The following is a 22,451-nucleotide window of genomic DNA, read 5'->3' as shown; positions in this document are numbered from 1 at the left end:
GCCAGGCTGCACAACCTCCACCTCAGAACCTCACCGTCCCGCTTTCAGCTTCTGGAACAGCGTTTCGTACTGCACGCTGGCGGCACCGACATCGTTCTGCCACTCGCCGTTTTTGATCACTTCAGCCGGCGGATAGAGTGACGGATCGCTGGCCACCTCGGGCGGCAGCAACTTTCTTGCCGCCAGGTTGGGCGTCGGATAACCGATGGTTTCTGCCACTTTAGCCGCCACATCCGGGCGCAGCAGGAAGTTAATCAGCTTCAGCGCGCCCGCTTTATTTTTCGCATTCGCCGGGATCGCCAGGTTATCCATCCAGAAAATCCCGCCCTCTTTTGGCCAGATAATCTGCAGCGGCGTGCCAGCCTGGCGCGCCACCCAGGCGGAGCCATTCCAGATCATGCCGACGTTGACTTCGCCTTCCATAAACGGATTGCCGGGATTATCCGAGTTGAACGCCAGCACGTTCGGCATCAGCTTTTTCAGCTCTTCATAGGCGGCTTCAATCTGTTTTGGATCCTGCGTATTACCGGAGTAGCCGAGCTTGCGCAGCGCCATCTGGAACACTTCACGCGCGTCATCGGTCAGCAGCAGGCTCTGCTTATACTGTGGTTTCCACAGATCGGCCCATTGGGTCAGGGTTTTCGGATCCACCTCGTCGGTATTCACGCCAATCGCCGTTGCGCCCCAGATATAGGGAATGGAATAGTCGTTGTTCGGATCAAACGGCTTGTTCAGCAGGTCGGGATCGAGGTTGCGGAAGTTGCTCAGCTGTGACTTGTCGATCTTCTGCAGCATGCCCTCGTTGCGCATTTTGGCGATGAAGTAGGTCGACGGCACCACCAGATCGTAAGCGCCTGCTTTCCAGGTTTTCAGCTTGGCGTACATGCTTTCATTGGATTCATAGGTGGAATAAATCACTTTGATGCCGGTCTCTTTGGTGAACTGCTCCAGCAGCCCGGGCGGCACATATTCGGTCCAGTTATAGAAGTAAAGCGTGTTGTTGTCATCCGCCTGAGCGCTTTGCATACCCAGTGCCAGCGCCCCAGCCGCCAGCCAGTGAGACCACTTTTTCATCGGTTATCCTCTATTTGGTTTTATCACGCAGCAACAGCTGACTGACTGCCACCAGCAGCAGCGACAGCAGCATCAAAATGGTAGCCAGCGCGTTCACCTCCGGCGACACGCCTACTTTCACCATGGAATAAATTTTCAGCGGCAATATTTCGAAGCCGGGACCGGTGACAAATGACGACACCACCACATCATCCATCGACAGAGTGAAACTCAGCAGCCAGCCCGCGGCCACTGCCGGCAGCGCCAGCGGCAGTAAAATCTTACGCAGAATAGTCACTTCGCTGGCGCCGAGATCTTTTGCCGCCTCCAGCATGCGCACGTCAAAGCCTTTCAGGCGCGAATAGACGGTAATCACCACAAACGGCAGGCAGAAAGTGATATGGGAAAACAGCAGCGACCAGAAGCCGAGCGAAATCCCCAGCAGCATAAACAGCACCAGCAGCGAAATCGCCATTACGATATCCGGCGACATCATCACCACAAATAGCATACCGCTGACAAACGGCTTGCCGCGAAAACGATAGCGGTACAGCGCCACGGCGGTGAGCGAGCCGATCAGCGTCGCGCAACTGGCCGACAGCACGCCCATGATCAGCGAATGCTGCGCTGCCTGAATCAGGCTGTCGTTATTGACCAGCAGGCGATACCACTGGGTGCTGAAGCCCTGCCAGTTGATGCCGAAGCGCGAGGCATTGAAGGAGTTGAAGATCAGGATGATGATCGGAATGTAGAACCAGGCATAAATCACGGCCATGAAGCCGTAGCGTAATCCGCGCGCCATCATTGCAACGCCGCCTTGTGATTCAGCAGACGCGCTGCGCGCCAGTAAACCAGCAGCATCAGCCCCATCAGCAGCGTCATGACAATGCTGGTGGCGGCGCCGAACGGCCAGTCACGAATATTGAGGAACTGGCTTTTGATTACGTTACCGATCAACAGGTTCTTTGCCCCGCCCATTAAATCCGCTACGTAGAACAACCCCATCGCCGGGATAAATACCAGTAGCGCGCCGGCAACGATACCGGGTAGGGTCAGCGGCAAAATGATACGGATGAAGGTCTGTAGCCTGCTGGCGCCAAGATCGCGCGCCGCTTCCAGGCAGGATTTGTCCAGCTTCTCAAGGCTGGAGTAGAGCGGCAGCACCATAAATGGCAGCAGAATATAGATCAGCCCGAGGATCACCGCTTCCGGGGTAAACATGATGCGAAACGGCTTGTCGATGACGCCGAGCCACAGCAGAAATTCATTGAGCCAGCCGCGCGTGCTGAGAAAAATTTTCAGACCATAAATGCGAATCAGAGAGTTGGTCCAGAACGGTACAATCAGCAGAAACAGCATCAGCGGACGCAGACGCGCCGGCAGTCTGGTCAGGCACCAGGCAAAAGGGTAGCCGAGCAGCAGGCAGCACAGCGTGGCGATGCAGGCCATGTTGAGTGAGTGCAGCAGCACGTCGGCATACAGCGGATCGAGGAGCCGGCCGTAGTTGTTCAGGGTGAACACCATGCTGACAAAGTGCGCGTCGTCGCGCGTCAGAAAGCTGGTGACGAAGATCATCAGATTCGGCAGCAACACGAACAGCGTCAGCCAGCCGACGATCAGTGCCACAATGGCTTTCTGCAGACGATTACGCATCCGTTTCATACGGCAGCACCACCTCCCAGTTTGGCACCCAGCTGACCGCCATTTTCTGGTTCAGCGAGTGGTCAAAATCCGGATCGTCCTCATTAAAGAACTCGCTGACGGTGAGCAGCTTGCCGTTCTCCAGTTCGACGGTGGATTCCAGCGTCATGCCTTTATAGTTGCGTTCGCGCACATAGCCGATCAGGTTTTCGCTGCGGCTGTCGTGATCGATCTCCTCGACGCGCAAATCTTCCGGTCGAAGCAGCACATGCAGCCGATCGCCGGGTTTGACCGGGAACGGGCAGTGAATATCACACTCGCGGCCTTCGACGCGAGCCCGTACCTGCGGAGCGTGCGCGCTACCGATCACTTCTGCATCAAACACGTTGATTTCGCCAATGAAGCGCGCCACAAACAGGTTCGCGGGCTCTTCGTAGATCTCGCGCGGCGTGCCGTCCTGCTCAATGCGCCCGTCGCGCATCACCACGATGCGGTCGGACATGGTCAGCGCTTCTTCCTGATCGTGCGTGACAAACACAAACGTGATGCCCAGCTTGCGCTGCAGTGCTTTCAGCTCGTTTTGCATCTGGCGGCGCAGTTTGTAATCCAGCGCGGAGAGCGACTCATCAAGCAGCAGCACTTTGGGCCGGTTGACCACTGCGCGCGCAATCGCCACGCGCTGCTGCTGGCCGCCGGAGAGCTGGTGCGGCCGGCGCGCGGCAAAGCTTTCCAGCTGCACCATCGCCAGCGCCTCGTTGACGCGCTGCGTCAGCTCTGCCGCCGGGGTTTTCTGCATGCGCAGGCCAAACGCGACGTTTTCAAACACCGACATGTGCGGAAACAGCGCGTAGCTCTGAAACACGGTATTGATATGGCGATGCTCGGCGGGCGTTTCAGTGATGTCGCTCTCATCCAGATGGATACGTCCGCTGTCGGCGTTTTCCAGCCCGGCGATCAGGCGCAGAATCGTGGTCTTACCGCAGCCGGAGGGGCCAAGCAGGGTGATAAATTCGCCATGACCGATGGTCAGGTCGAAATCCGGGATGATGGTTTTGCCATCGAAAGCTTTACTGATGCCAGAAAGCGTAACCAGCGCCTGCTGCGCGCGTGTTTGCGTCATTATAGTCACTCAGTCTGATGAGAATCAGGTTACAGCATAGCCGCCGGCGACAGCTTGCCGTGATGAAGGGCGCGATAATACCTGAAAAATGCGCCATTGCCATGTTCAGACACGGAATAACCTTGAAAAGTCTGCAAATTGCTGGAGTATGCTCATCGGGCCAGCCGGACGGGTGGCTGGCAGGGCGAATTTCAGCGCACGATTGAGCTGAGAGGGCTAACCTGAAGGATAATGATTTGACGCAACATGGCGATAATCAGGCCCCATGATAATAATGCAGGTTCTTTAGAGGGATGACAGATGGATCAATTACTTGAGCGTTTTCTCAGTTATGTGGCAGTAGAAACCCAGGCAAAACCTCAGGCGCGGCAGGTGCCGAGCAGCGAAGGGCAGTGGACGCTGGCGCGTCAGTTACAGGAAGAGCTTATTGCGCTGGGTTTTGTGGACGTCACCTTAAGCGATCATTGCTGTGTGATGGGCACCCTGCCGGCAAACGTCGACTGGCCGACGCCGGTGATCGGTTTTATTTCCCACATGGATACCTCGCCGGATTTCACCGCGAAAAATGTCAATCCGCAGATCATTGAAAACTATCGTGGCGGTGACATCGCGCTGGGCAACGGGGATGAAGTGCTCTCGCCGGTGATGTTCCCGGTGCTGCACAAGCTGACCGGGCATACGCTGATCACCACCGACGGTAAAACGCTGCTGGGCGCTGATGATAAAGCCGGTATCGCTGAGATCATGACGGCAATGGCCGAGCTGGCCAAAGGGGATGTGCCGCACGGCGCCATTCGCGTGGCCTTTACCCCGGATGAAGAGATCGGTCGCGGCACGTCGCACTTCGACGTTGAGGGGTTTGCGGCTGACTGGGCTTATACCGTTGACGGCAGCGATCTCGGCGAGTTTGAGTTCGAGAACTTTAATGCCGCGACGGCGCTGGTCAAAATCACCGGTAACAATGTGCATCCCGGCAGTGCGAAAAACGTGATGGTGAACGCGCTGGACCTGGCGATGCGCTTCCACGCCGAGCTGCCGGCCAAAGAGAAGCCGCAGTTTACCGACGGCTATGAAGGCTTTTTCCACCTGCACACTATTAAGGGATCGGTTGAGCACGCCGAGCTGATGTACCTGATTCGTGATTTTGATGCCGACAGCTACGAACAGCGTAAGCAGCTGCTGCAGGAGATTGGCCGCCGCGTCAGTAAAGGTCTGCAGGCTGAGTGCTCCATTAAGGTGGAGATCAGCGACAGCTATCGCAATATGCGGGAGAAGGTGGAACCGCATCCGCACATCATTGAACTGGCGCTGCAGGCGATGCGCGACTGCGGTATCGAACCGAACGTGAAGCCAATTCGCGGCGGCACGGACGGATCGGCGCTGTCATGGAAAGGACTGCCGTGTCCGAATCTGTTTACCGGCGGCTACAATTACCACGGTAAACATGAGTTTGCGTCGCTGAATGTGATGGCGAAGTCGGTTGAGGTGATCGTGCGCCTGGCCGCGCTCGCGGCGGAGAAGAAGTAGGGCGGAGAGGGGCTTGCCCTCACCCTAACCCTCTCCCGCCTGCGGGAGAGGGGACCGATCGAGCGGGAATCAGGCTTTGTTTATTGCCTTAACTCCTGTTTATGCCCCTGTTTTCTTACGCATCTTATGGCCTGCGCTTTACTGCAATCATCGCGCGGTTTTCTCCCTCTCCCGCGGGCGGGAGAGAGGACCGATCGAGCGGGAATCAGGCTTTGTTTATTGCCTTAACTCCTGTTTGTGCCCCTGTTTTCTTACGCATCTTATGGCCGGCGCTTTACTGCAATCGTCGCACGGTTTTCTCCCTCTCCCGCGGGCGGGAGAGGGCCGGGGTGAGGGAAACGGGCGCAGAGGACCTGATCAACTCAATCAGCAAAAAACCAGTACCCGCTGTTCACCAGTGCCGCCAGCTGAGCCAGCAGCGAAGGATCGTCCAGCGCATCGCCGAAATCTTCCAGCGTCAATACGTGTTTGTGTGCCAGTGCAGCCAGTACCGACGGATGTGCGCACTCGACGCGCTCACCGTTGACGTACACCGCGTCGCCCAGCGTCAGCACGCGCAGGCCGCCGAGGCGCGTCAGCGCATCACCCTGCTGCAGCGCGTCATAAATCTCATCCGGCTGATACGGCGGTTCCGGCGGTGCCACATCCAGCTCGTGACGCGACTGGGAAATAAATTCGCCAAACCACTGGTTAAACTGCTCCGGCTGATTAATTACATCCAGCATCACCTTGCGGATCCCTTCTACTTCCGACGGCAGAATCTGCGATGGGCAGTCACGCGCCGGCACATCCGGATCGCTAAAGCGGTAGCTGCCCAGTTCATGCGCCAGCATGTAGTCCGCAAAGCCGCTGATTAGCTCGCGTCCGTTAGGTGCGCGGAAGCCGACTGAATAGTTGAGCGCGTTCTCCAGCGAATAGCCTTCATGCGGGAAACCCGGTGGAATATACAGAATGTCGCCTGGTTCCAGCTCTTCATCGATGATGGCGTCGAACGGTTCAACCTGCAGCAGATCCGGATGTGGGCAGTGCTGTTTCATCGGCACTTTTTCGCCTACGCGCCAGCGACGGCGGCCAGTGCCCTGAATAATAAACACATCGTATTGATCAAAGTGCGGGCCTACGCCGCCGCCCGGCACTGCGAACGAGATCATCAGGTCGTCGATACGCCAGTCGGGCAGAAAGCGGAACGGGCGCATCAGCGCAGCAGAAGGTTCATGCCAGTGGTTCACCGCCTGGACCAGCAGCGACCAGTTGCTTTCACCCAAATGATCGTAGCTTTCAAACGGACCATGGCTGACCTGCCATTTGCCGTTGTTGTGGCTGACGAGGCGGCTGTCCACCTCGTTTTCCATTGCCAGACCGGCCAGCTCATCCGGAGAAATCGGATCAATGAAGTTTTTGAAACCCCGTTTCAGCACCACCGGGCGTTTTTGCCAGTAGCGCTGAATAAAGTCGGGCCAGTTGATGTCGAGCTGATAGTCCATGCGAGGATTCCGGTTAGGGCCATAATTGCTGCCAAGTATAACAGCCCGCGTCCGGTTCTACTCGCGGTGATGTTCAACTTCCTGCCGCTGAAAAATCACCTCCATGCGTGCGCCGCCGAGCGGGCTGGTCGTGGCGATTACCTGACCTGCATACTGCTCGAGAATATCGCGCACTACCGCCAGTCCCAGTCCCTGACCGGGACGCAGCGTATCGGCACGCTGGCCGCGCACAAAGATCAGATCGCGCTTGCTTTCGGGAATGCCGGGGCCGTCGTCGTCAATGAACAGATGCAGCGCGTTTTCCGTCTGGCGCGCGCTGACCTCAATAAATTCGAGGCAGTATTTGCAGGCGTTATCCAGCACGTTGCCCAACACTTCCATAAAGTCATTTTGATCGCCGATAAAGGTCAGCTCCGGCGAAATATCCAGCGTGATCTCAACGCCCTTGCGCTGATACACCTTATTGAGCGCGGAACACAGGCTATCCAGCAGGGCCGAGACCGAATGCAGATCGCGCTGTAGCGGGTTGTGATCCGCCTGCATGCTGGCGCGATGCAGGTAATAGCCAATCTGCTGCGAGATGCGGCTGATCTGCTCGAGCATGACCGGCTCAGCCTGTTCGATGGTCAGCTCTTTGCCACCGCGCAGCGAGCGCAGCGTACTTTGCAGCACCGCCAGCGGCGTTTTCAGGCTGTGCGTCAAATCCGACAGCGTGGTGCGATAGCGCGTGTAGCGCTGCCGTTCGTTGGTGAGCAACAGATTGAGATTGCGCACCAGGCTGCGCAGCTCCTGCGGCGGGTTGTCGTCGAGATTTTCCCGGTGGCCGGTTTCCAGCTCGCGCACCTGCGAAGTCAGGTGGCCAATCGGACGCAGGCTCCAGTGTGCCGCCAGCCACAGCAGCGGAATCACCAGCAGCAGATTGGCCGCCAGCACATAGCTAAACCACGACCACACCACGTCTGAGTGCTGCAGCTCCTGCGGGATCGAGTCCACCACCACAATGGTCAGCGCCGGGAGATTGGTGGTCGCGTCGTAGCGGTTCACTGCCACCGAGTGGGTGAAGGTGTCATTGCTGTCACTGTCCAGCGCGTGCAGCCGCTGCTGTGCCTGCGGATTGTTACCCATCGCCGCCATACTGGTGCGATTGCTGGTATCGATCTCGTAAAAATCTGGCTTCATCAGCCAGTCGCGGCGAATGTTTTTGCGGATTTCCGGCACGTCGCGCTGCTGCCACAGCAGCTTACCGCGCTCGTCATAGATGAACACCAGCGTCGGGAAATTGAGCGTCATGCGTTCCGGCTGGGCGATGGTGAGCTTGTTGTCTTTCCACTGCGCGAGGGTGAAGAACAGATTGCTCTCGCCGCGCATCACGCGATAGGTATTTTTATCAAAGCTGACGACGTAGCCAATGACCGCCACCATGCCATACGACAGCGACAAAAACAGCACGATCGCCGCCGTCGCCAGCAGGAAACGCGCGCGTAAGGAGAAAGGGCGCTGACGGCGGAGCAGCTTCATAAATCAGAGATCAAAGCGGTATCCCTGGCCACGCACGGTGTTGATCACTTCGGTCGGGTGCAGCGCGAGAATTTTTTTGCGCAGCCGGCCCATCAGTACATCAATGGTGTGGCTTTCGCGCAGTTCCGCATCGGGATACAGCTGCAGCATCAGCGAGTCTTTGCTGACCACTTTACCGGCATTGCGGATCAGTGTTTCAACAATGGTGTACTCAAACGCGGTCAGCTTGACCGGCGCGTCATTCACCGTAAGCTCGCGGCGCGAAAGGTCAACCTGGAACGGCGGCATGGAGATAATTTGCGAGGCGTGTCCGCTGTTGCGGCGCATCAGCGCCTGTAAGCGGGCGGCGACCTCTTCAATGTGGAACGGCTTGGTCACGTAGTCATCGGCACCGGCTTCCAGCGCTTCAACTTTCGCCTGCCAGCCTTCGCGCGCGGTCAGCACCAGAATCGGCTGACGAATGGCATCGCCACGCCAGCGGCGAATCAGCGACATGCCGTCTTCGTCGGGCAGGCCGAGATCGACCAGCGCGATATCGGGAATGTGTTCCTGCAGGAAATAGTCGGCTTCTTTGGCGTCTTCGGCGGCATCCACCTGATGACCCATGTCACGTAACTGGACTGCGAGGTGATGGCGCAGCAGGGCATTATCTTCCACAACCAGAACACGCATAGAATTTCCTTACCTTCAACTCAGTGATGATGGCGAAAAGTATACGCTACGCCAGCTAAACCGCAGATTAACACTCCGCTGTGATGCACTGGCAGGGGAACCTCAGCCGCCACGTGACGTGCGTGACTGAGGTAACACCAACTTGCCATAGCCTGAGTTTTCAGAGCAAGGAATTACTTCAGGTCGTCAACCATCTGAATCGCGCGGCCGAGGTAGTTGGCTGGCGTCATCTGCTTCAGGCGCACTTTCTCTGCTTCCGGCAGCTCCAGGCTGTCGATAAACGCCTGCATACCGGCTGCGTCCACGCGCTTGCCGCGCGTCAGCTCTTTCAGCTTCTCGTACGGCTTTTCAATGCCGTAGCGGCGCATCACGGTCTGGATCGGCTCTGCCAGGACTTCCCAGTTGTGATCCAGCTCGTCCAGCAGGCGATCGCGGTTCACTTCCAGCTTGGAGATACCTTTGAGCGTGGCCTGATAGGCGATCAATGCATAGCCGACGCCGACGCCGAGGTTACGCAGCACGGTAGAATCGGTCAGATCGCGCTGCCAGCGTGATACCGGCAGTTTGCTGGCCAGGTGCTGCATCACCGCATTGGCCAGCCCCAGATTCCCTTCGGAGTTTTCGAAGTCGATAGGGTTAACCTTGTGCGGCATGGTTGAAGAGCCAATTTCGCCAGCAATGGTTTTCTGTTTGAAATGGTTCAGGGCGATGTAACCCCAGATGTCGCGGTCAAAATCAATCAGGATGGTATTGAAGCGCGCGATGCAGTCAAACAGCTCGGCGATGTAGTCATGCGGCTCGATCTGCGTGGTGTACGGGTTCCAGCTGATGCCCAGTGAGGTCACAAACTGCTCGCTCAGCTGATGCCAGTCCACTTCCGGATATGCGGCGATGTGCGCATTGTAATTGCCCACCGCGCCGTTGATTTTGCCCAGCACTTCCACCTTGCTCAGCTGACGCAGCTGGCGTTCCATGCGGTAGGCCACGTTGGCCATCTCTTTGCCCATGGTGGACGGCGTTGCCGGCTGACCGTGGGTGCGCGACAGCAGTGGAATGTCGCGATACTCCTGCGCCAGGCCCTTCACGGCGGTAATGATCTGGTTCCAGAACGGCACGACCACGTCGCGGCGTGCGGTTTCCAGCATCAGCGCGTGTGACAGGTTATTGATATCTTCGGAGGTGCAGGCGAAATGGATAAACTCAGACACCGCGTGCAGCGCCGGCACGTTGGCTACTTTCTCTTTCAGAAAGTACTCGACGGCTTTCACGTCATGGTTGGTGGTGCGCTCAATGGTTTTGATACGCGCTGCATCTTCTTCGCTAAAACCGGCGACAATTGCATCAAGGAAAGCGTTTGCGTCGGCATCAAATGCAGGAACTTCCTTGATCTCTGCGGTCGCGGCCAGTTTCTGTAACCAGCGAACTTCAACCTCAACGCGGAATTTCAGCAAACCGAACTCGCTGAAAATCGCACGCAGCGGGCTGACTTTATCGCCGTAACGACCATCGACAGGTGAGACGGCGGTCAGAGAGGATAATTCCATCAGTGCAACTCCTGAATCGTTAACAATTTAGGGCAGGGCGGCGCTTAATACGCCGGACCCAGCCGGGATAAAAGGGTTTTCGCTTCGCGCAGCAGACGCTGGCGCGCAAACATCAGCTGCAGACGACCGCCGCCGACCTGCTGCCACAGCACCGCCGCGCGGATACCGGCCAGCAGCGCAGCGCGAACTTTGCTCTGCACCTGCGAATTCTGCAGCACCTGCGGTGAGCCGGTCACCTGAATGCGCGGGCCGAGCGGGCTGATCACATCGACGTAAATGCCGGCCATGGCGCTGGTGATGGTGTCTGATTCCAGTTCGTAATGCGCCAGCTGACGATCAAGCTGGCCGATGCGCTGCGCCAGGGTGTTTAGCGCGGTTTTGTTACCGTGCAGTTTACGCTCCAGCACCATCAGGCTCAGGGTATAACGCGTCAAATCTGCGCTGGCACCCTGCCGGCTGCCACTGTTCAGCACCGCCATCAGTGCTTCCAGCCCGGGGCGCAGGTTGGCTTCATCGTTGCCAAACACCGCCAGCGTTGAGCCTGGATTTAAATCCAGCAGGCTGCGCAGCGACACCTGCAGCGCCGCGTTGTTGCAGTTCCCCTGGTGTGCCAGCTGCTGCACCAGATGGGCTGCCTGGCAAACGCCGGCCAGCGCCAGCGTTATCTCATAATAGTTTTTAGCCACGCTTCACTCCTGTAGACGCGTCGGCAGTGCCGACTCAGGCCTCTGTCAGCGGCAGGCGCTGTTCAATAATACCGCCACCAAGGCACACGTCACCGAGGTAAAATACCGCGGACTGGCCCGGGGTGACGGCCGCGACCGGCTCATCGAAACGCACTTCAATGCGATCGTCGCCGTGCGGAATGATCTCGCAGGGAATGTCGCTCTGACGATAGCGGGTTTTCACCGTGCAGCGCAGCGCTGCGGTCACTGGCTGGCGATCGACCCAGTGCAGCTGCTGTGCTATCAGGCCCACCGACATCAGGCGCGGATGATCGCCGCCCTGTGCCACAATCAGCGTATTGCGCGCGACATCTTTGTCGACCACATACCATGGATCGTCATTGCTCTCTTTGCGTCCGCCGATGCCCAGCCCTTTACGCTGACCCAGGGTGTGATACATCAGCCCCTGGTGTTCACCGACCACTTCACCGTCAACGGTTTCGATGACGCCCGGCTGGGCCGGCAGGTAACGACCGAGGAAGTCGCGGAATTTACGCTCGCCGATAAAGCAAATACCGGTGGAATCTTTTTTCTTCGCCGTAATCAGATCGAGCTGTTCGGCGATGCGGCGCACCTCAGGCTTCTCCAGTTCGCCGACCGGGAACAGGCTCTGTGCAATCTGCTGGTGGCTGAGCGTGTAGAGGAAATAGCTCTGATCTTTGTTGCCGTCGAGACCGCGTAGCAGCTGACTGGTGCCGTCGACATCGGCACGGCGCACATAGTGGCCGGTGGCAATGTAGTCTGCGCCGAGATCGTCTGCAGCGAATTCGAGAAACGCTTTGAACTTGATCTCTTTGTTACACAGAATATCCGGGTTCGGCGTGCGTCCGGCCTTGTACTCTTCCAGAAAGTGCTCGAACACGTTGTCCCAGTACTCAGCGGCGAAATTGATTTTGTGCAGTTTGATGCCGAGCTTGTCACACACGGCCTGTGCGTCAGCCAGATCGTCAGCGGCGGTGCAATACTCCTCGCCATCGTCTTCCTCCCAGTTCTTCATGAACAGGCCTTCAACCTGATAGCCCTGCTGCTGCAGTAACCAGGCGGAAACGGAAGAATCGACGCCGCCGGACATCCCGACGATCACTTTTTTCTGGCTGTTGTCAGACATGACGCACTCTTGATTACGATAAAAACAGGCGGCGCATTCTATCACGCGGAAGCGTTGTGCGCACCCTCATGAAACGGCCACTGATACGGGGCTATCAGCTGCAGCGGATAGCGTGCCCCCTGCTGCCACAGCCGCACGCTTTCGGCCACCAGCGGCGAACGCAGCGTCTCTGCGCTGAGAATCTGCGCGGGTGACAGCCACCAGCAGCAGTCAATATCGCTGTCGTGCGGCGTGGTGGCAAGGGTGGCAGGCAGATCGAGGCCAAACAGAAAACGCACAAAAGGTGTATGGTCCGGCGCAATCCACTGCTGCACGCCGAGGAAATAGTCGGGCTGCGCGGCAATGCCGGTCTCTTCATACAGCTCGCGCTGTGCCGCTTCCAGCAGCGTCTCATCGGCCTCAAGATGTCCGGCCGGCTGATTCCAGGTGATGCGTCCGTCGACACGCTCTTCCACCACCAGCAATTTACCCTGCGCGTGCACCAGGCAGGCGACAGTTACATGAGGTTTAAACATCGTTTCTCCTGAATCGTTAACCTGACGTTATCGAAATGTATAAATTACGTCCGGTCGCTGATGTCGCGCCATTCGCCAGGTGCCAAATCCTGCAGCTGGTAATCACCCATGGCAAAACGGATCAGGCGTAACGTTGGAAAGCCAATGTGCGCCGTCATCCTTCGGACCTGGCGATTGCGTCCTTCATACAGCGTGATTTTCAGCCAGCAGGTGGGGATGGTTTTGCGCTCGCGAATCGGCGGGGTGCGCGGCCACAGCCACGCGGGTTCAGGCACCACTTCTGCGCCCGCCGGCAACGTTGGGCCATCGTTGAGGGTGATGCCACGGCGCAGGCGGGATAAATCTGATTCCTGCGGCACGCCTTCCACCTGAACGTAATAGATTTTGCCGGTGCGCTTGCCCGGCTGCGTCAGCTGCGCCTGCAGTGCGCCATCGTTGGTCAGAATCATCAACCCTTCGCTGTCGCGGTCGAGACGGCCTGCGGCATACACCTCGCTCACCGGCACAAAATCTTTCAGCGTGCGGCGACCAGCCTCATCGCTGAACTGCGGCAGAACATCGAAAGGTTTGTTAAAGAGTATGACGCGACGCGGACCTTTTGGCCGCGTGTCACGCCGCGCGGGCTGGCGCGCCGGGGCAGCAGGGCGCTTATGCTGGTGAATTCGTTGAGAAGTTTTTCGCATGGGCTTTGCAGTTGGTAACAATCGGCGCATTATAGCGCGAAACTGCGGTGATTGGCGTGGCGGAAATATTCAAGTAGTATTGACGCGCATCTTACAAATCATTAACAAAAAATCGCTCGAAGGAGAGGTTAATGGAAAGCAAAGTAGTTGTTCCGGCGGAAGGTCAAAAAATCACCCTGGATCAGGGCAAACTGAATGTCCCGAATAACCCGATCATCCCCTACATTGAAGGTGACGGTATTGGGGTTGACGTTTCCCCGGTGATGCTGAAAGTGGTTGATGCCGCTGTGAAGAAAGCCTACAACGGCGAGCGAAAAATTTCCTGGATGGAAATTTACACCGGCGAAAAATCCGTCGAACTCTATGGCCAGGATGTCTGGCTGCCGCAGGAAACCCTCGATTTAATCAAAGAGTACCGCGTAGCCATTAAAGGCCCACTGACTACCCCGGTAGGTGGCGGTATTCGTTCCCTGAACGTGGCACTGCGCCAGGAACTGGACCTGTACGTGTGTCTGCGTCCGGTACGTTACTACAAAGGCACGCCAAGCCCGGTTAAACGTCCTGAAGATACCGACATGGTGATCTTCCGCGAAAACTCCGAAGATATCTATGCTGGTATCGAGTGGAAAGCCGGTACGCCGGAAGCGGACAAAGTGATCAAATTCCTGCGTGAAGAGATGGGCGTGAAGAAAATTCGCTTCCCGCAGCAGTGTGGTATTGGCGTGAAGCCGTGTTCAGAAGAGGGCACGAAACGTCTGGTGCGTGCCGCGGTTGAATACACCATCACCAATGACCGTGATTCCCTGACGCTGGTGCACAAAGGCAACATTATGAAGTTCACCGAAGGCTCTTTCAAAGACTGGGGCTACCAGCTGGTGAAAGAAGAGTTCGGCGGCGAGCTGATCGATGGCGGTCCGTGGATGAAGTTCAAAAACCCGAACACCGGTAAAGAGATCATCGTTAAAGATGTGATCGCCGACGCCTTCCTGCAGCAGATCCTGCTGCGTCCAGCCGAGTATGACGTTATCGCCTGTATGAACCTGAACGGTGACTACATTTCTGATGCCCTGGCGGCACAGGTAGGCGGTATTGGTATCGCACCGGGCGCCAACATCGGTGACGAGTGCGCACTGTTCGAAGCTACCCACGGTACGGCACCGAAGTATGCGGGCCAGGATAAAGTGAACCCAGGTTCCGTGATCCTGTCTGCAGAAATGATGCTGCGTCACCTGGAGTGGTTCGAAGCGGCTGACCTGATTGTTAAAGGCATGGAAGGCGCAATCGCTGCCAAAACCGTGACCTACGACTTTGAGCGTCTGATGGACGGCGCTAAGCTGCTGAAATGTTCAGAGTTTGGTGACGCGATCATCGCGAACATGTAATAACTGATGTTATTGTCACCCCGTTTCCTTTTTGGAAGTTGGGGTGACATTCGCACTCTAAAATCCTCTCTGCAAAACTTCTTAAAATTGCTCAAAAAAGACTCTGAATTAGTCGGCTATAATCAGCCATTCTTCGCCCTTGTAATCATTATATTTATCCGTCTAAACCTGGTTTTATTTCCGAGAAGCTGCTTCAAATTCATAACTGATCTCGATGACGTCGTTCACAACGTTTGTTATCAGTGGCCAGTAAGGTCAAGAATTGTATTGGCCGACTGTCCCAGCATGAGCAAATTTTGCTATTATTTTTCGGAGTTCGTAGCTTCTATTTTCGAGGCGACTTTCTTTCCATAAGTAATAAATGGTTTTTCAATAAATCTGTACGTAATTAATGATGAAAAACAAATGATAAACCAAGCTGCTGTTTGAATTAAGTAATAGTTAACTGGCTTTGATTCTATTCCATAATGGAAGACAATTTTATTCATACAGAACCAGCCTATTCCATGGAGTAGGTAGATGCTGTAGCTTGCATCACCTAAGGCGACAAAGCCACGGCTTTTTAGAATCCCATAAAAATCCGCACCAGTTGCAATCAGATAAAAGATTATCCCGATAAAGATGCATGATGTTATATTATAAGCGATATGATTGTTTGATATGAAAATACAATAAATTAATAGTAGTGTGGCCAAGTGGTTTTTTATTTTGTTAGGTATTTCCACCAGCCCTTTTAAATTCCTTACTAAAACACCAATTGCAAAAAAAAGCAAGAATGATGGGTATGGATTGGGGATTTTAAAGAGCGAAGATGAAGATAAATGGGCGATGAGAGATATTGCTACGATACATATTCCTGCAGTATATTTTTTATTAAATGCAAGGGATAATAAAGGAAGTGAAAGATAGAAAGCCCATTCCCAGTACAAAGTCCAGGTCACGCCAGCAGGGATCAAATAGGTATCTTTATATCCAAATATTGGACCTTTCAATCCGGATAGCCCACCATCGAACCAGTAAAGAAGATCTTTAAAATCTGCTTTATTTCCCATCTTCAAGCCAATATAGCTTGCAATCACAATACATACAATAGATGAAAAGTAAGTCATTGGGACGATTCTAAAGAAACGCTTGGTGAAAAATGATATCCAGTTTGTGTCATTTTTTATTCTTCCAAATAGATACCCAGTAATCATGAAGAAAACAGCAACTCCAAACTGGCCAATATATCCCAGCTCGATTCCGTGTTTACTCCAACTACCAAACTTAAAATAAGCAAAAGAAGCATCATTATGGTGGAATGCAACAAAAGCTGCTAAAAGATAGCGCAATCCATCAATGTTTTTCTCTCTTCCTTCTTCGATTTCGATTTTTTTTGATCCAAAAATTAATGCGGCAGATATTATACAGAATGCTATCCATAGGATATGAAATTTCATGGCTCTCACTTATATGTGAAGGTTGGTGGCGATCGTTGTCATTCACCAGGCTATAATAGTTACTTAAATATTACAGGTATACATTTTATATAGCAACATAACGACATTGGTCAGATAATCGTTAAATATCTCATGGTGGATACCTGAATTAGAATGTGGTGTGGACCTCTAAGAGATGGACACGAATAATACAGACATTCCCCGATCGTCGATAAGATTGGCTTGCGTATTTAGCATTGCTTCATCAGGCAGCTCTTGAGGTTATTGTTCTCCTCAGCAAGAGGGTTAAGCCTTTTCTCTTTTTTTAATGGCTCTCTGTACTACCAAGTTAGATTATCTGGGTGTAAAATGTGACATCTTTAGTTGCATACTTGCGGTAGAATTCCTGAGCAGAAAGCACGGATTATGCCTGTCAGTTAATGCTCATAATCTGTTACTCGATATAGTACCAGATTTTGTAGATATCCTCACGTCCCTAATTAAAAGTTTACTGACATTATGGTGTGTTAATCAACAGGTAGCATAGCAGGTGAGCCATACACCTGCATATTACCTGGCTACCCTTAATTAATTAAGGTGCAATCCTTGAGCTTCTAATGACTTCTGGAAAGCATCTCCAAAAAAAATCGCACCTTCACGAGTCAAATGAACTTGATCGAAGAATATTGGCTTTAAATCAGAAGTTAATACTTTACAGTGATTTTTTGCTGGACAGGTTAATTTCATCATGTCAATGAACCTGATATTGGCTGTTTTTTTGATTACATCATTAATTCTATCTGAATTTAATTCGTGGAATTTTGAAGCATAAATTTCCAATCCGCTAGTTCTTCCGTAGGAGTTAATGATTTCGATGCTACTTTTGTTAAGGTTTTTGTTACCGAACAAAAATATTTTTGCTTTAGAATTGCGCATTAACATGTCGATAGCTTCTGGCATTTTTGATATTGACTCATCACGCCATTTCATGGCTATAAATATGAAATCAGCATCCTGCAATAGAGTTTTATCATCTAACGCATTCATTTGATGTTCACACATAGGTATAAACTGGGGCAAGGCAACAGTACCACCATTTTCCTTTTTCCAGTAATATTCCCTTTCAGATGGTGTAACGTATATAGACCTGCATCTTGTGTTTATTGATCTGGTTACTGCGTCAAATTTATTAAGGAGCCCGGACTCTTTCATAATATTAGAAATATCAGCAGACTGAGAGTCGCCAACGATAACAAGCCTTGGCCTTCCGTCATGTAAAAAACTTTTTCTTTCCTTTAAAATGTTTTCAGTACTGCCAACATACTTTTGAAGACTAATAAGATCATAATCATTAATCATTTGTATTTCTTTGGGAAGCCTCCATATCCACCCTTTATCGGCCCAGCTACTTGCTGAAGGAACCATGATTAAGATCGCAAAGCATGAGCATACCAGGCAAAATGCTGCACCTGAAAAATTTACCGATTTTGGATTGCGCAGAGGTTTTTCTATGTATCGATGCATCGGAATTGCAATAACGAAAGATGCAATCAAAAGCATAAGACCAAAAAATCCAGAGAACTCTTTAACCAGAATGTATTGAGAGAACACAATCAGAGGCCAGTGAACCAAATAAAGCGAATAACTTATCTCGCCAATGTATCTTAGTGGCTTTAAAGTTAGTAGGCAGCCTATTCTGGTTTTATCACCTGACAGGATGATCATAATTGAACCAATGACAGGAAAAATTGCATTGATTCCCGGGAAAGTGGTTTTTACTGAGAACGAAAAGATCGGGAAAATAACCAATGCCAATCCAGTCATAAAGAGCAGTCCATAAATTCTTAAAATGGCATTTGAAAGTAAAGACCTTCTAAACAAGAATGCAAGACCACCTGCTGCAAACTCCCAAAAACGATACTGTGTTAAATAATATGCGCCTGTCGAATCATATTCAATGGCATATAATGAAAACAGAAATCCTAACATAGTGAGCGTAGCCGTTCCAATTGCTACAGTCAAACGGCCAAACCTTGCGAGCGTAATTAATACCAAAGGCCACAGAAGATAGAATTGTAGCTCAACGCTTAATGACCATGTGTGTAAAAGTGGTTTAAGTATTGATGCTGTATCAAAATAATCTGCGCTCATCCAGAAATAAAAATTAGACAGTCCACTGAGAGCAAAAACAGTGGATGCAGACATTTTTTCGAAATCGATTGGAGAAAAAACACAAAACGCAACCGCATAGGAAATGAATATAGTGCTTAGAAGTGCCGGAAAAAGTCTTCTCGCCCTCCTTACGTAGAAATCAGAGTAAGTGAACGAATGATGCGAGTCATCCTTCAGTATGCCGCCAGTTATCAAATATCCGCTGATGACGAAAAATACATCAACACCGACGAATCCTCCTGTGAACGACCACACTGAAAAGTGATACAGCATGACCGAAAGCACAGCTATTGCACGAAGACCGTCAATGTCACTACGGTAAGCCTTGACCGGCTTAAGGTTCTCAACACCAGTTACCATTTTTTGTCCGTTTTTATGTGGCTGATAGCCCTTGTTTTATTCTTGCTATTAGGAGTTAAGTCCAGAGGATGTTGTTTTATATCCTTGATACAAAATGATTAGTATCACTTATTAATCCTCTGCGAAAAACAGTGAATGCCATCAAAAAAGAGGACTATCACTTTCTCACTAAACTCACTTTACAGTTAACAAATCTTCAGGTTGCTTGTCCCCCCACATCAGTTTATCCGAATAATAGTACTGTTTTTATATGCAGTGGTTATGGCGACTGACTGTAATTTGTTACGAGATACATAGGCTTTCTCGCTAGCCAAAACTCTAATCACCAACTCTTTTAGGGTTACCCGAAGTTAAATTTCCGTGATGAGTTTCATAAGGTTAATCACGACTGGTTCTTGTATCGAGTGAGCAACTCGCAAGAAGAGAATCTTCTTTAACATTACCGATGGTGATGGTGCGAAACGCACTCTTGCATTATGCATTATGCATTATGGAAAGGGTGATCTATTTTCATTTTCTTGAGCGGATTCTGACTATTTAAGTCAAGCATCAGTTTGAAGCAGATACTTATATCGAACTATGCGAACTCATTCATGATTGAGACGGCGACAGGTTGCCTATTCGTTAACCTGATGGTGAAGACGCGACCAGACGATTTACTCTTAGTCCAGCTTTGTGATTTCATGATGATCAACAAGCGCTACCGACGACATCGGGTGACAGAGTGCTCGGAGTTGATGCGCTTGAGAATGCAATAGCATGAGAATGATAACGTAGATGATGATAAAGCTGGTGGTGAATTGGCGGCCTGTTATCATCTGGAGTGGTTCGAAGCGGCTGACCTGATTGTTAAAGGCATGGAAGGCGCAATCGCTGCCAAAACCGTGACTTACGACTTTGAGCGTCTGATGGACGGCGCTAAGCTGCTGAAATGTTCAGAGTTTGGTGACGCGATCATCGCGAACATGTAATTTGCCCTGAGCAAATGCAACATGAAAGGGAGCCGCAGGGCTCCCTTTTTTATGCTGGCAGCGGGAAGGACTTCATGTCACCGCCGGTTTGCCATGCATGATGACTGTGCGATGCGTGGCTTCATTCCGCCGGAGGCTGTAACTGACCGATCTGGCTATCGCGCGCCTGCGACAAACGCCAGAAATCATTGCCGGCCGGATGCTGGTAAATCCGCAGCGAAAACTGACCGACGATGGCGTAGATGAATTCAAATATCGCCGACTGGGAATTCTCGTAATCAACCCACAGCACCGAGGAGGTAAAGCAATAAACCTCTACCGGCAATCCCTCCGGTGAGGGTTTCATCGCGCGCACCACGATATACATATCTTTTTTAATATCGTCGCGCTGCGCCAGCCAGGCGGTGAGATAGTGACGGAACACCGTGAGGTTGGTGATGCCGTTTTCGGCAAACCAGCGGTCACCGACCACGCTGCTATCGCGGCCATCCATCAGGATTGAAAGCTGCTCACTGACGCCGCGAATCTGGCTCATCTGCTGCACCATTTGCTGATCGAGAAAGCGAATCGAGGTCTGGTCGAGATGAAAGCTGCGCATGATACGCCGCGCGCCGGAGGAGAACATCGCCTGCCAGTTGGTGTAGGTTTCGGTCAGGAAATTTTTGGTCGGGATCCGCGACAGCGTATTGTCCCAGTTGCGGATGGTAATGGTATGCAGAGCGATATCAATCACTTCACCGCTGATGCCGTTATCCGGCATTTCAATCCAGTCGCCGAGCTGCAGCACATCGTTCGATGACACCTGAATATTGGCCACCAGCGACAGCAGGGTGTGCTGAAACACTAACATCAATACCGCCGCGACCGCACCCAGACTGGAGATGATAATCACCGGCGATTTGTTCGACATGATAGCCAGAATCATGATGGCGGAAATGATGTGCACCAGGATCTTACCGATCTGGATATAGCCTTTTATCGAGTGGTTCTTACGCTTCGACTTACGCGAATAGGAGTTATTAACGATCTCCAGCACTTCGTTAAAGAACAGCGACAGATATACAAAAAACAGAATGCCGCAGATGGTTTTCACCGCGATCAGCAGATGCTCGGGCAGGTCCGGCATAAACTGCAGCAGGTAATAGACGGTGATCACCGGAATAAAATTCGACAGCTTTTCTGAGAGCCGGACGTCTTTATCCAGCGGCACCTGGTTTTTATGCGTGCTAAAGAACACGCGGCGCACCACTTTTACCACGAAGAACTTGCAGATCAGATGGGTGACCATGCCGGCAACCAGTAACAGCAGCAGGCTGAAGGTGGCGGAGAGCACCGTGTTGCCTTCAATAAACGTTTGTATGTCGCGTAAGTAATTCATTTTAACCACATGCCGGCCGGTTGAGGCGGGAATTCAAACATAAAGCGGCCACGGACGATAAGCGACGCGTGCGCAAAAGTGTTGCTACGAGACCAGCGCTTTGCGTGCCGCCTCGGCAAGAAAATGGCTGCGGCTGCTGTAGCGCGCGTTATTACTGACCATCTTATCGATCTTCTCAATCAGCAGATGCGGCATAGTGATATTGATGCGCTCGGATTTGCCCAGATAGCGGGTGACATCAATATCAACGTAGATCCACACGCCGGGCTGGCTAAATTCCTGCTGCCAGTGCTGCGCCGGCTCCGGAATCAATAAGCCTTTCTCCGCCATCAGTTCAAAGTGGGCATGCAGCGCAGATTGCGCATCCTGCAGCGTTTGCTCGGGCGTATCACCGGCAAAATAACAGCCGGTGACATCCGGGAAATAACCACTGGCCGAGCCGTCAGCGTCAATCTCTACCAAAGCGGGAAACAGCATCATGTCACCTCTGAGCAAGCGGAATAAAACCAGCATGGATCAATCCAGCCTGGCGTCTTTCAGAATCTGCATCAGCGTGCCTGTCTTCATATCCTTCTGCGGATGCGGCACGGTGATCAGATGAGCAAAATCCGGGTGCGAGAACTGATGATGACTGCCGCGTATGCGCTCCAGCTTCCAGCCATTCTTTTGCAGCAGTTTAATCAGCGTCGCGCTCTTCATCGGACTTCCTGTAGGTGAAATTATACACACAATACACACTGATGCAAGGCGGTCTCTGCCATCACATCGGCGGGTCATGGCCAAACTAACCGGGACGGCCGCGACAGGCACCCATTGATGCTGCGTTCTGCGTGCTGTTTTCCACGGCTTTTTCCCGCTGCGATAGTGGTTTGCGTAAAACTTTGAAATAGTTAACATCCCGGCACCGGCGCGCGTGCCATTTGCGGGCTGAACCGCTATCTTCAGCCTTCATCAATCCGGAGGTGCTATGCAAGGTGTGATCAAGTTTGTAAAAGGCTGGCTGATTTTTTCCCTGCTGTGGGGCATTTTCATGTGGTTTGTATCCTGGCAGGCACAGGGCAAAACGCCGGGCATGATGATTGTCATGAGCCTGTATGCCGGTTTGATTTATCAGGCATTAATGACCATGGTGGCGCGTTATAAAGCGCGGCGCGCACAGGCCTGATTATTCACAACTGCC

At 52.6% G+C, this 22,451-nt stretch carries 20 protein-coding genes and 1 pseudogene; 4 read left to right on the top strand and 17 right to left on the bottom strand.

Translation table 11 applies throughout. From position 1 onward, the window contains the following. Positions 1 to 30: 30 nt before the first annotated feature. Genes potD through potA form a run of 4 tightly spaced genes read right to left on the bottom strand, consistent with a single transcriptional unit; the run spans position 31 to position 3,814 of the window. Positions 31 to 1,074 carry a spermidine/putrescine ABC transporter substrate-binding protein PotD gene (potD, locus tag AC6I8P_RS11250; RefSeq protein WP_058776483.1) on the bottom strand — a complete coding sequence of 348 codons (1,044 nt, stop codon included), beginning with the start codon at positions 1,072 to 1,074 and terminating at the stop codon, positions 31 to 33. 10 nt (positions 1,075 to 1,084) lie between these two features. Continuing rightward, on the bottom strand, positions 1,085 to 1,858 hold the full coding sequence (potC, locus tag AC6I8P_RS11245) for a spermidine/putrescine ABC transporter permease PotC (RefSeq protein WP_481657698.1): 774 nt from the start codon (positions 1,856 to 1,858) through the stop codon (positions 1,085 to 1,087). After that, complete coding sequence (potB, locus tag AC6I8P_RS11240) at positions 1,855 to 2,706, bottom strand: spermidine/putrescine ABC transporter permease PotB (protein WP_104092825.1); 852 nt, start codon at positions 2,704 to 2,706, stop codon at positions 1,855 to 1,857. The genes potC and potB overlap by 4 nt, the downstream gene beginning before the upstream one ends. Next, a complete protein-coding gene (gene potA, locus AC6I8P_RS11235; protein WP_058759491.1) occupies positions 2,699 to 3,814 on the bottom strand; it encodes a spermidine/putrescine ABC transporter ATP-binding protein PotA in 1,116 nt (371 codons plus the stop codon). Before potA ends, potB begins: the two co-directional genes overlap by 8 nt. 300 nt (positions 3,815 to 4,114) lie before the next feature. Between potA and pepT the strand changes: the two genes are divergently transcribed. Next, entirely contained in the window at positions 4,115 to 5,341 is a 1,227-nt protein-coding gene (gene pepT, locus AC6I8P_RS11230; protein WP_021506380.1) for a peptidase T, read from the top strand. Between the two features lie 362 nt (positions 5,342 to 5,703). Here the strand turns inward: pepT and AC6I8P_RS11225 are convergent, their stop codons facing one another. From AC6I8P_RS11225 to rluE, 8 genes are all read right to left on the bottom strand, one after another. Next, positions 5,704 to 6,825 carry a ribosomal protein uL16 3-hydroxylase gene (locus tag AC6I8P_RS11225; protein WP_058776487.1) on the bottom strand — a complete coding sequence of 374 codons (1,122 nt, stop codon included), beginning with the start codon at positions 6,823 to 6,825 and terminating at the stop codon, positions 5,704 to 5,706. Between the two features lie 57 nt (positions 6,826 to 6,882). Next, on the bottom strand, positions 6,883 to 8,343 hold the full coding sequence (gene phoQ / locus AC6I8P_RS11220; protein WP_021506378.1) for a two-component system sensor histidine kinase PhoQ: 1,461 nt from the start codon (positions 8,341 to 8,343) through the stop codon (positions 6,883 to 6,885). A gap of 3 nt (positions 8,344 to 8,346) precedes the next feature. Further along, positions 8,347 to 9,015, bottom strand: a complete 669-nt coding sequence (phoP, locus tag AC6I8P_RS11215; RefSeq protein WP_010617222.1) for a two-component system response regulator PhoP — start codon at positions 9,013 to 9,015, stop codon at positions 8,347 to 8,349. Between the two features lie 173 nt (positions 9,016 to 9,188). Next, positions 9,189 to 10,559, bottom strand: coding sequence for an adenylosuccinate lyase (gene purB, locus AC6I8P_RS11210; RefSeq protein WP_267410748.1), 1,371 nt, complete (start codon positions 10,557 to 10,559; stop codon positions 9,189 to 9,191). A 44-nt stretch (positions 10,560 to 10,603) separates the two neighbouring features. Next, positions 10,604 to 11,245 carry a high frequency lysogenization protein HflD gene (gene hflD / locus AC6I8P_RS11205; RefSeq protein ID WP_222951043.1) on the bottom strand — a complete coding sequence of 214 codons (642 nt, stop codon included), beginning with the start codon at positions 11,243 to 11,245 and terminating at the stop codon, positions 10,604 to 10,606. Positions 11,246 to 11,279: 34 nt separating this feature from the next. Further along, positions 11,280 to 12,392 carry a tRNA 2-thiouridine(34) synthase MnmA gene (gene mnmA / locus AC6I8P_RS11200; RefSeq protein WP_058780735.1) on the bottom strand — a complete coding sequence of 371 codons (1,113 nt, stop codon included), beginning with the start codon at positions 12,390 to 12,392 and terminating at the stop codon, positions 11,280 to 11,282. 41 nt (positions 12,393 to 12,433) lie between these two features. Further along, entirely contained in the window at positions 12,434 to 12,907 is a 474-nt protein-coding gene (locus AC6I8P_RS11195; RefSeq protein ID WP_211725098.1) for an NUDIX domain-containing protein, read from the bottom strand. Between the two features lie 44 nt (positions 12,908 to 12,951). Further along, complete coding sequence (gene rluE / locus AC6I8P_RS11190) at positions 12,952 to 13,620, bottom strand: 23S rRNA pseudouridine(2457) synthase RluE (RefSeq protein WP_481657696.1); 669 nt, start codon at positions 13,618 to 13,620, stop codon at positions 12,952 to 12,954. 101 nt (positions 13,621 to 13,721) lie between these two features. Here rluE and icd point away from each other — a divergent pair, with 101 nt between their 5' ends. Beyond that, complete coding sequence (icd, locus tag AC6I8P_RS11185) at positions 13,722 to 14,972, top strand: NADP-dependent isocitrate dehydrogenase (protein WP_010617214.1); 1,251 nt, start codon at positions 13,722 to 13,724, stop codon at positions 14,970 to 14,972. A 302-nt stretch (positions 14,973 to 15,274) separates the two neighbouring features. Here icd and AC6I8P_RS11180 read toward each other — a convergent pair whose 3' ends face one another. Together AC6I8P_RS11180 and AC6I8P_RS11175 are read right to left on the bottom strand one after the other, a co-directional pair. Then, positions 15,275 to 16,411 (bottom strand): acyltransferase family protein, encoded by a 1,137-nt coding sequence (locus AC6I8P_RS11180; protein WP_481657695.1) that lies wholly within the window; start codon positions 16,409 to 16,411, stop codon positions 15,275 to 15,277. A gap of 567 nt (positions 16,412 to 16,978) precedes the next feature. Further along, positions 16,979 to 18,922 (bottom strand): acyltransferase family protein, encoded by a 1,944-nt coding sequence (locus AC6I8P_RS11175; RefSeq protein ID WP_481657694.1) that lies wholly within the window; start codon positions 18,920 to 18,922, stop codon positions 16,979 to 16,981. 815 nt (positions 18,923 to 19,737) lie between these two features. Between AC6I8P_RS11175 and AC6I8P_RS11170 the strand changes: the two are divergent. Continuing rightward, positions 19,738 to 19,893: pseudogene (locus tag AC6I8P_RS11170) on the top strand (NADP-dependent isocitrate dehydrogenase); the annotation flags it as partial. 121 nt (positions 19,894 to 20,014) lie between these two features. Here the strand turns inward: AC6I8P_RS11170 and AC6I8P_RS11165 are convergent. The 3 genes from AC6I8P_RS11165 to AC6I8P_RS11155 all read right to left on the bottom strand — a co-directional run bounded on the left by AC6I8P_RS11165 (position 20,015) and on the right by AC6I8P_RS11155 (position 21,970). Further along, positions 20,015 to 21,271, bottom strand: coding sequence for a mechanosensitive ion channel family protein (locus AC6I8P_RS11165; protein WP_021506372.1), 1,257 nt, complete (start codon positions 21,269 to 21,271; stop codon positions 20,015 to 20,017). Positions 21,272 to 21,355: 84 nt separating this feature from the next. Then, positions 21,356 to 21,748 carry a type II toxin-antitoxin system HicB family antitoxin gene (locus AC6I8P_RS11160; protein ID WP_022548759.1) on the bottom strand — a complete coding sequence of 131 codons (393 nt, stop codon included), beginning with the start codon at positions 21,746 to 21,748 and terminating at the stop codon, positions 21,356 to 21,358. Between the two features lie 39 nt (positions 21,749 to 21,787). Continuing rightward, on the bottom strand, positions 21,788 to 21,970 hold the full coding sequence (locus AC6I8P_RS11155; protein WP_058757609.1) for a type II toxin-antitoxin system HicA family toxin: 183 nt from the start codon (positions 21,968 to 21,970) through the stop codon (positions 21,788 to 21,790). Positions 21,971 to 22,238: 268 nt separating this feature from the next. On the opposite strand from AC6I8P_RS11155, the gene AC6I8P_RS11150 reads away from it, so the two are divergent. Continuing rightward, positions 22,239 to 22,436, top strand: coding sequence for a DUF6404 family protein (locus AC6I8P_RS11150; protein WP_021506369.1), 198 nt, complete (start codon positions 22,239 to 22,241; stop codon positions 22,434 to 22,436). Positions 22,437 to 22,451: the final 15 nt, after the last annotated feature.

It is taken from the genome of gamma proteobacterium symbiont of Lampromicra miyakona (assembly GCF_059730895.1).
Note: the sequence above shows the minus strand (reverse complement) of the source record. Positions and strands in the feature narration are given on the sequence as shown.

Bases quoted from the DNA above. Each gene is read 5' to 3' on its own strand.
- potD (WP_058776483.1), bottom strand. From the start codon at position 1,074: ATGAAAAAGTGGTCTCACTGGCTGGCGGCTGGGGCGCTGGCACTGGGT.
- potC (WP_481657698.1), bottom strand. From the start codon at position 1,858: ATGATGGCGCGCGGATTACGCTACGGCTTCATGGCCGTGATTTATGCC.
- potB (WP_104092825.1), bottom strand. From the start codon at position 2,706: ATGCGTAATCGTCTGCAGAAAGCCATTGTGGCACTGATCGTCGGCTGG.
- potA (WP_058759491.1), bottom strand. From the start codon at position 3,814: ATGACGCAAACACGCGCGCAGCAGGCGCTGGTTACGCTTTCTGGCATC.
- pepT (WP_021506380.1), top strand. From the start codon at position 4,115: ATGGATCAATTACTTGAGCGTTTTCTCAGTTATGTGGCAGTAGAAACC.
- AC6I8P_RS11225 (WP_058776487.1), bottom strand. From the start codon at position 6,825: ATGGACTATCAGCTCGACATCAACTGGCCCGACTTTATTCAGCGCTAC.
- phoQ (WP_021506378.1), bottom strand. From the start codon at position 8,343: ATGAAGCTGCTCCGCCGTCAGCGCCCTTTCTCCTTACGCGCGCGTTTC.
- phoP (WP_010617222.1), bottom strand. From the start codon at position 9,015: ATGCGTGTTCTGGTTGTGGAAGATAATGCCCTGCTGCGCCATCACCTC.
- purB (WP_267410748.1), bottom strand. From the start codon at position 10,559: ATGGAATTATCCTCTCTGACCGCCGTCTCACCTGTCGATGGTCGTTAC.
- mnmA (WP_058780735.1), bottom strand. From the start codon at position 12,392: ATGTCTGACAACAGCCAGAAAAAAGTGATCGTCGGGATGTCCGGCGGC.
- AC6I8P_RS11195 (WP_211725098.1), bottom strand. From the start codon at position 12,907: ATGTTTAAACCTCATGTAACTGTCGCCTGCCTGGTGCACGCGCAGGGT.
- rluE (WP_481657696.1), bottom strand. From the start codon at position 13,620: ATGCGCCGATTGTTACCAACTGCAAAGCCCATGCGAAAAACTTCTCAA.
- icd (WP_010617214.1), top strand. From the start codon at position 13,722: ATGGAAAGCAAAGTAGTTGTTCCGGCGGAAGGTCAAAAAATCACCCTG.
- AC6I8P_RS11180 (WP_481657695.1), bottom strand. From the start codon at position 16,411: ATGAAATTTCATATCCTATGGATAGCATTCTGTATAATATCTGCCGCA.
- AC6I8P_RS11175 (WP_481657694.1), bottom strand. From the start codon at position 18,922: ATGGTAACTGGTGTTGAGAACCTTAAGCCGGTCAAGGCTTACCGTAGT.
- AC6I8P_RS11165 (WP_021506372.1), bottom strand. From the start codon at position 21,271: ATGAATTACTTACGCGACATACAAACGTTTATTGAAGGCAACACGGTG.
- AC6I8P_RS11160 (WP_022548759.1), bottom strand. From the start codon at position 21,748: ATGCTGTTTCCCGCTTTGGTAGAGATTGACGCTGACGGCTCGGCCAGT.
- AC6I8P_RS11155 (WP_058757609.1), bottom strand. From the start codon at position 21,970: ATGAAGAGCGCGACGCTGATTAAACTGCTGCAAAAGAATGGCTGGAAG.
- AC6I8P_RS11150 (WP_021506369.1), top strand. From the start codon at position 22,239: ATGCAAGGTGTGATCAAGTTTGTAAAAGGCTGGCTGATTTTTTCCCTG.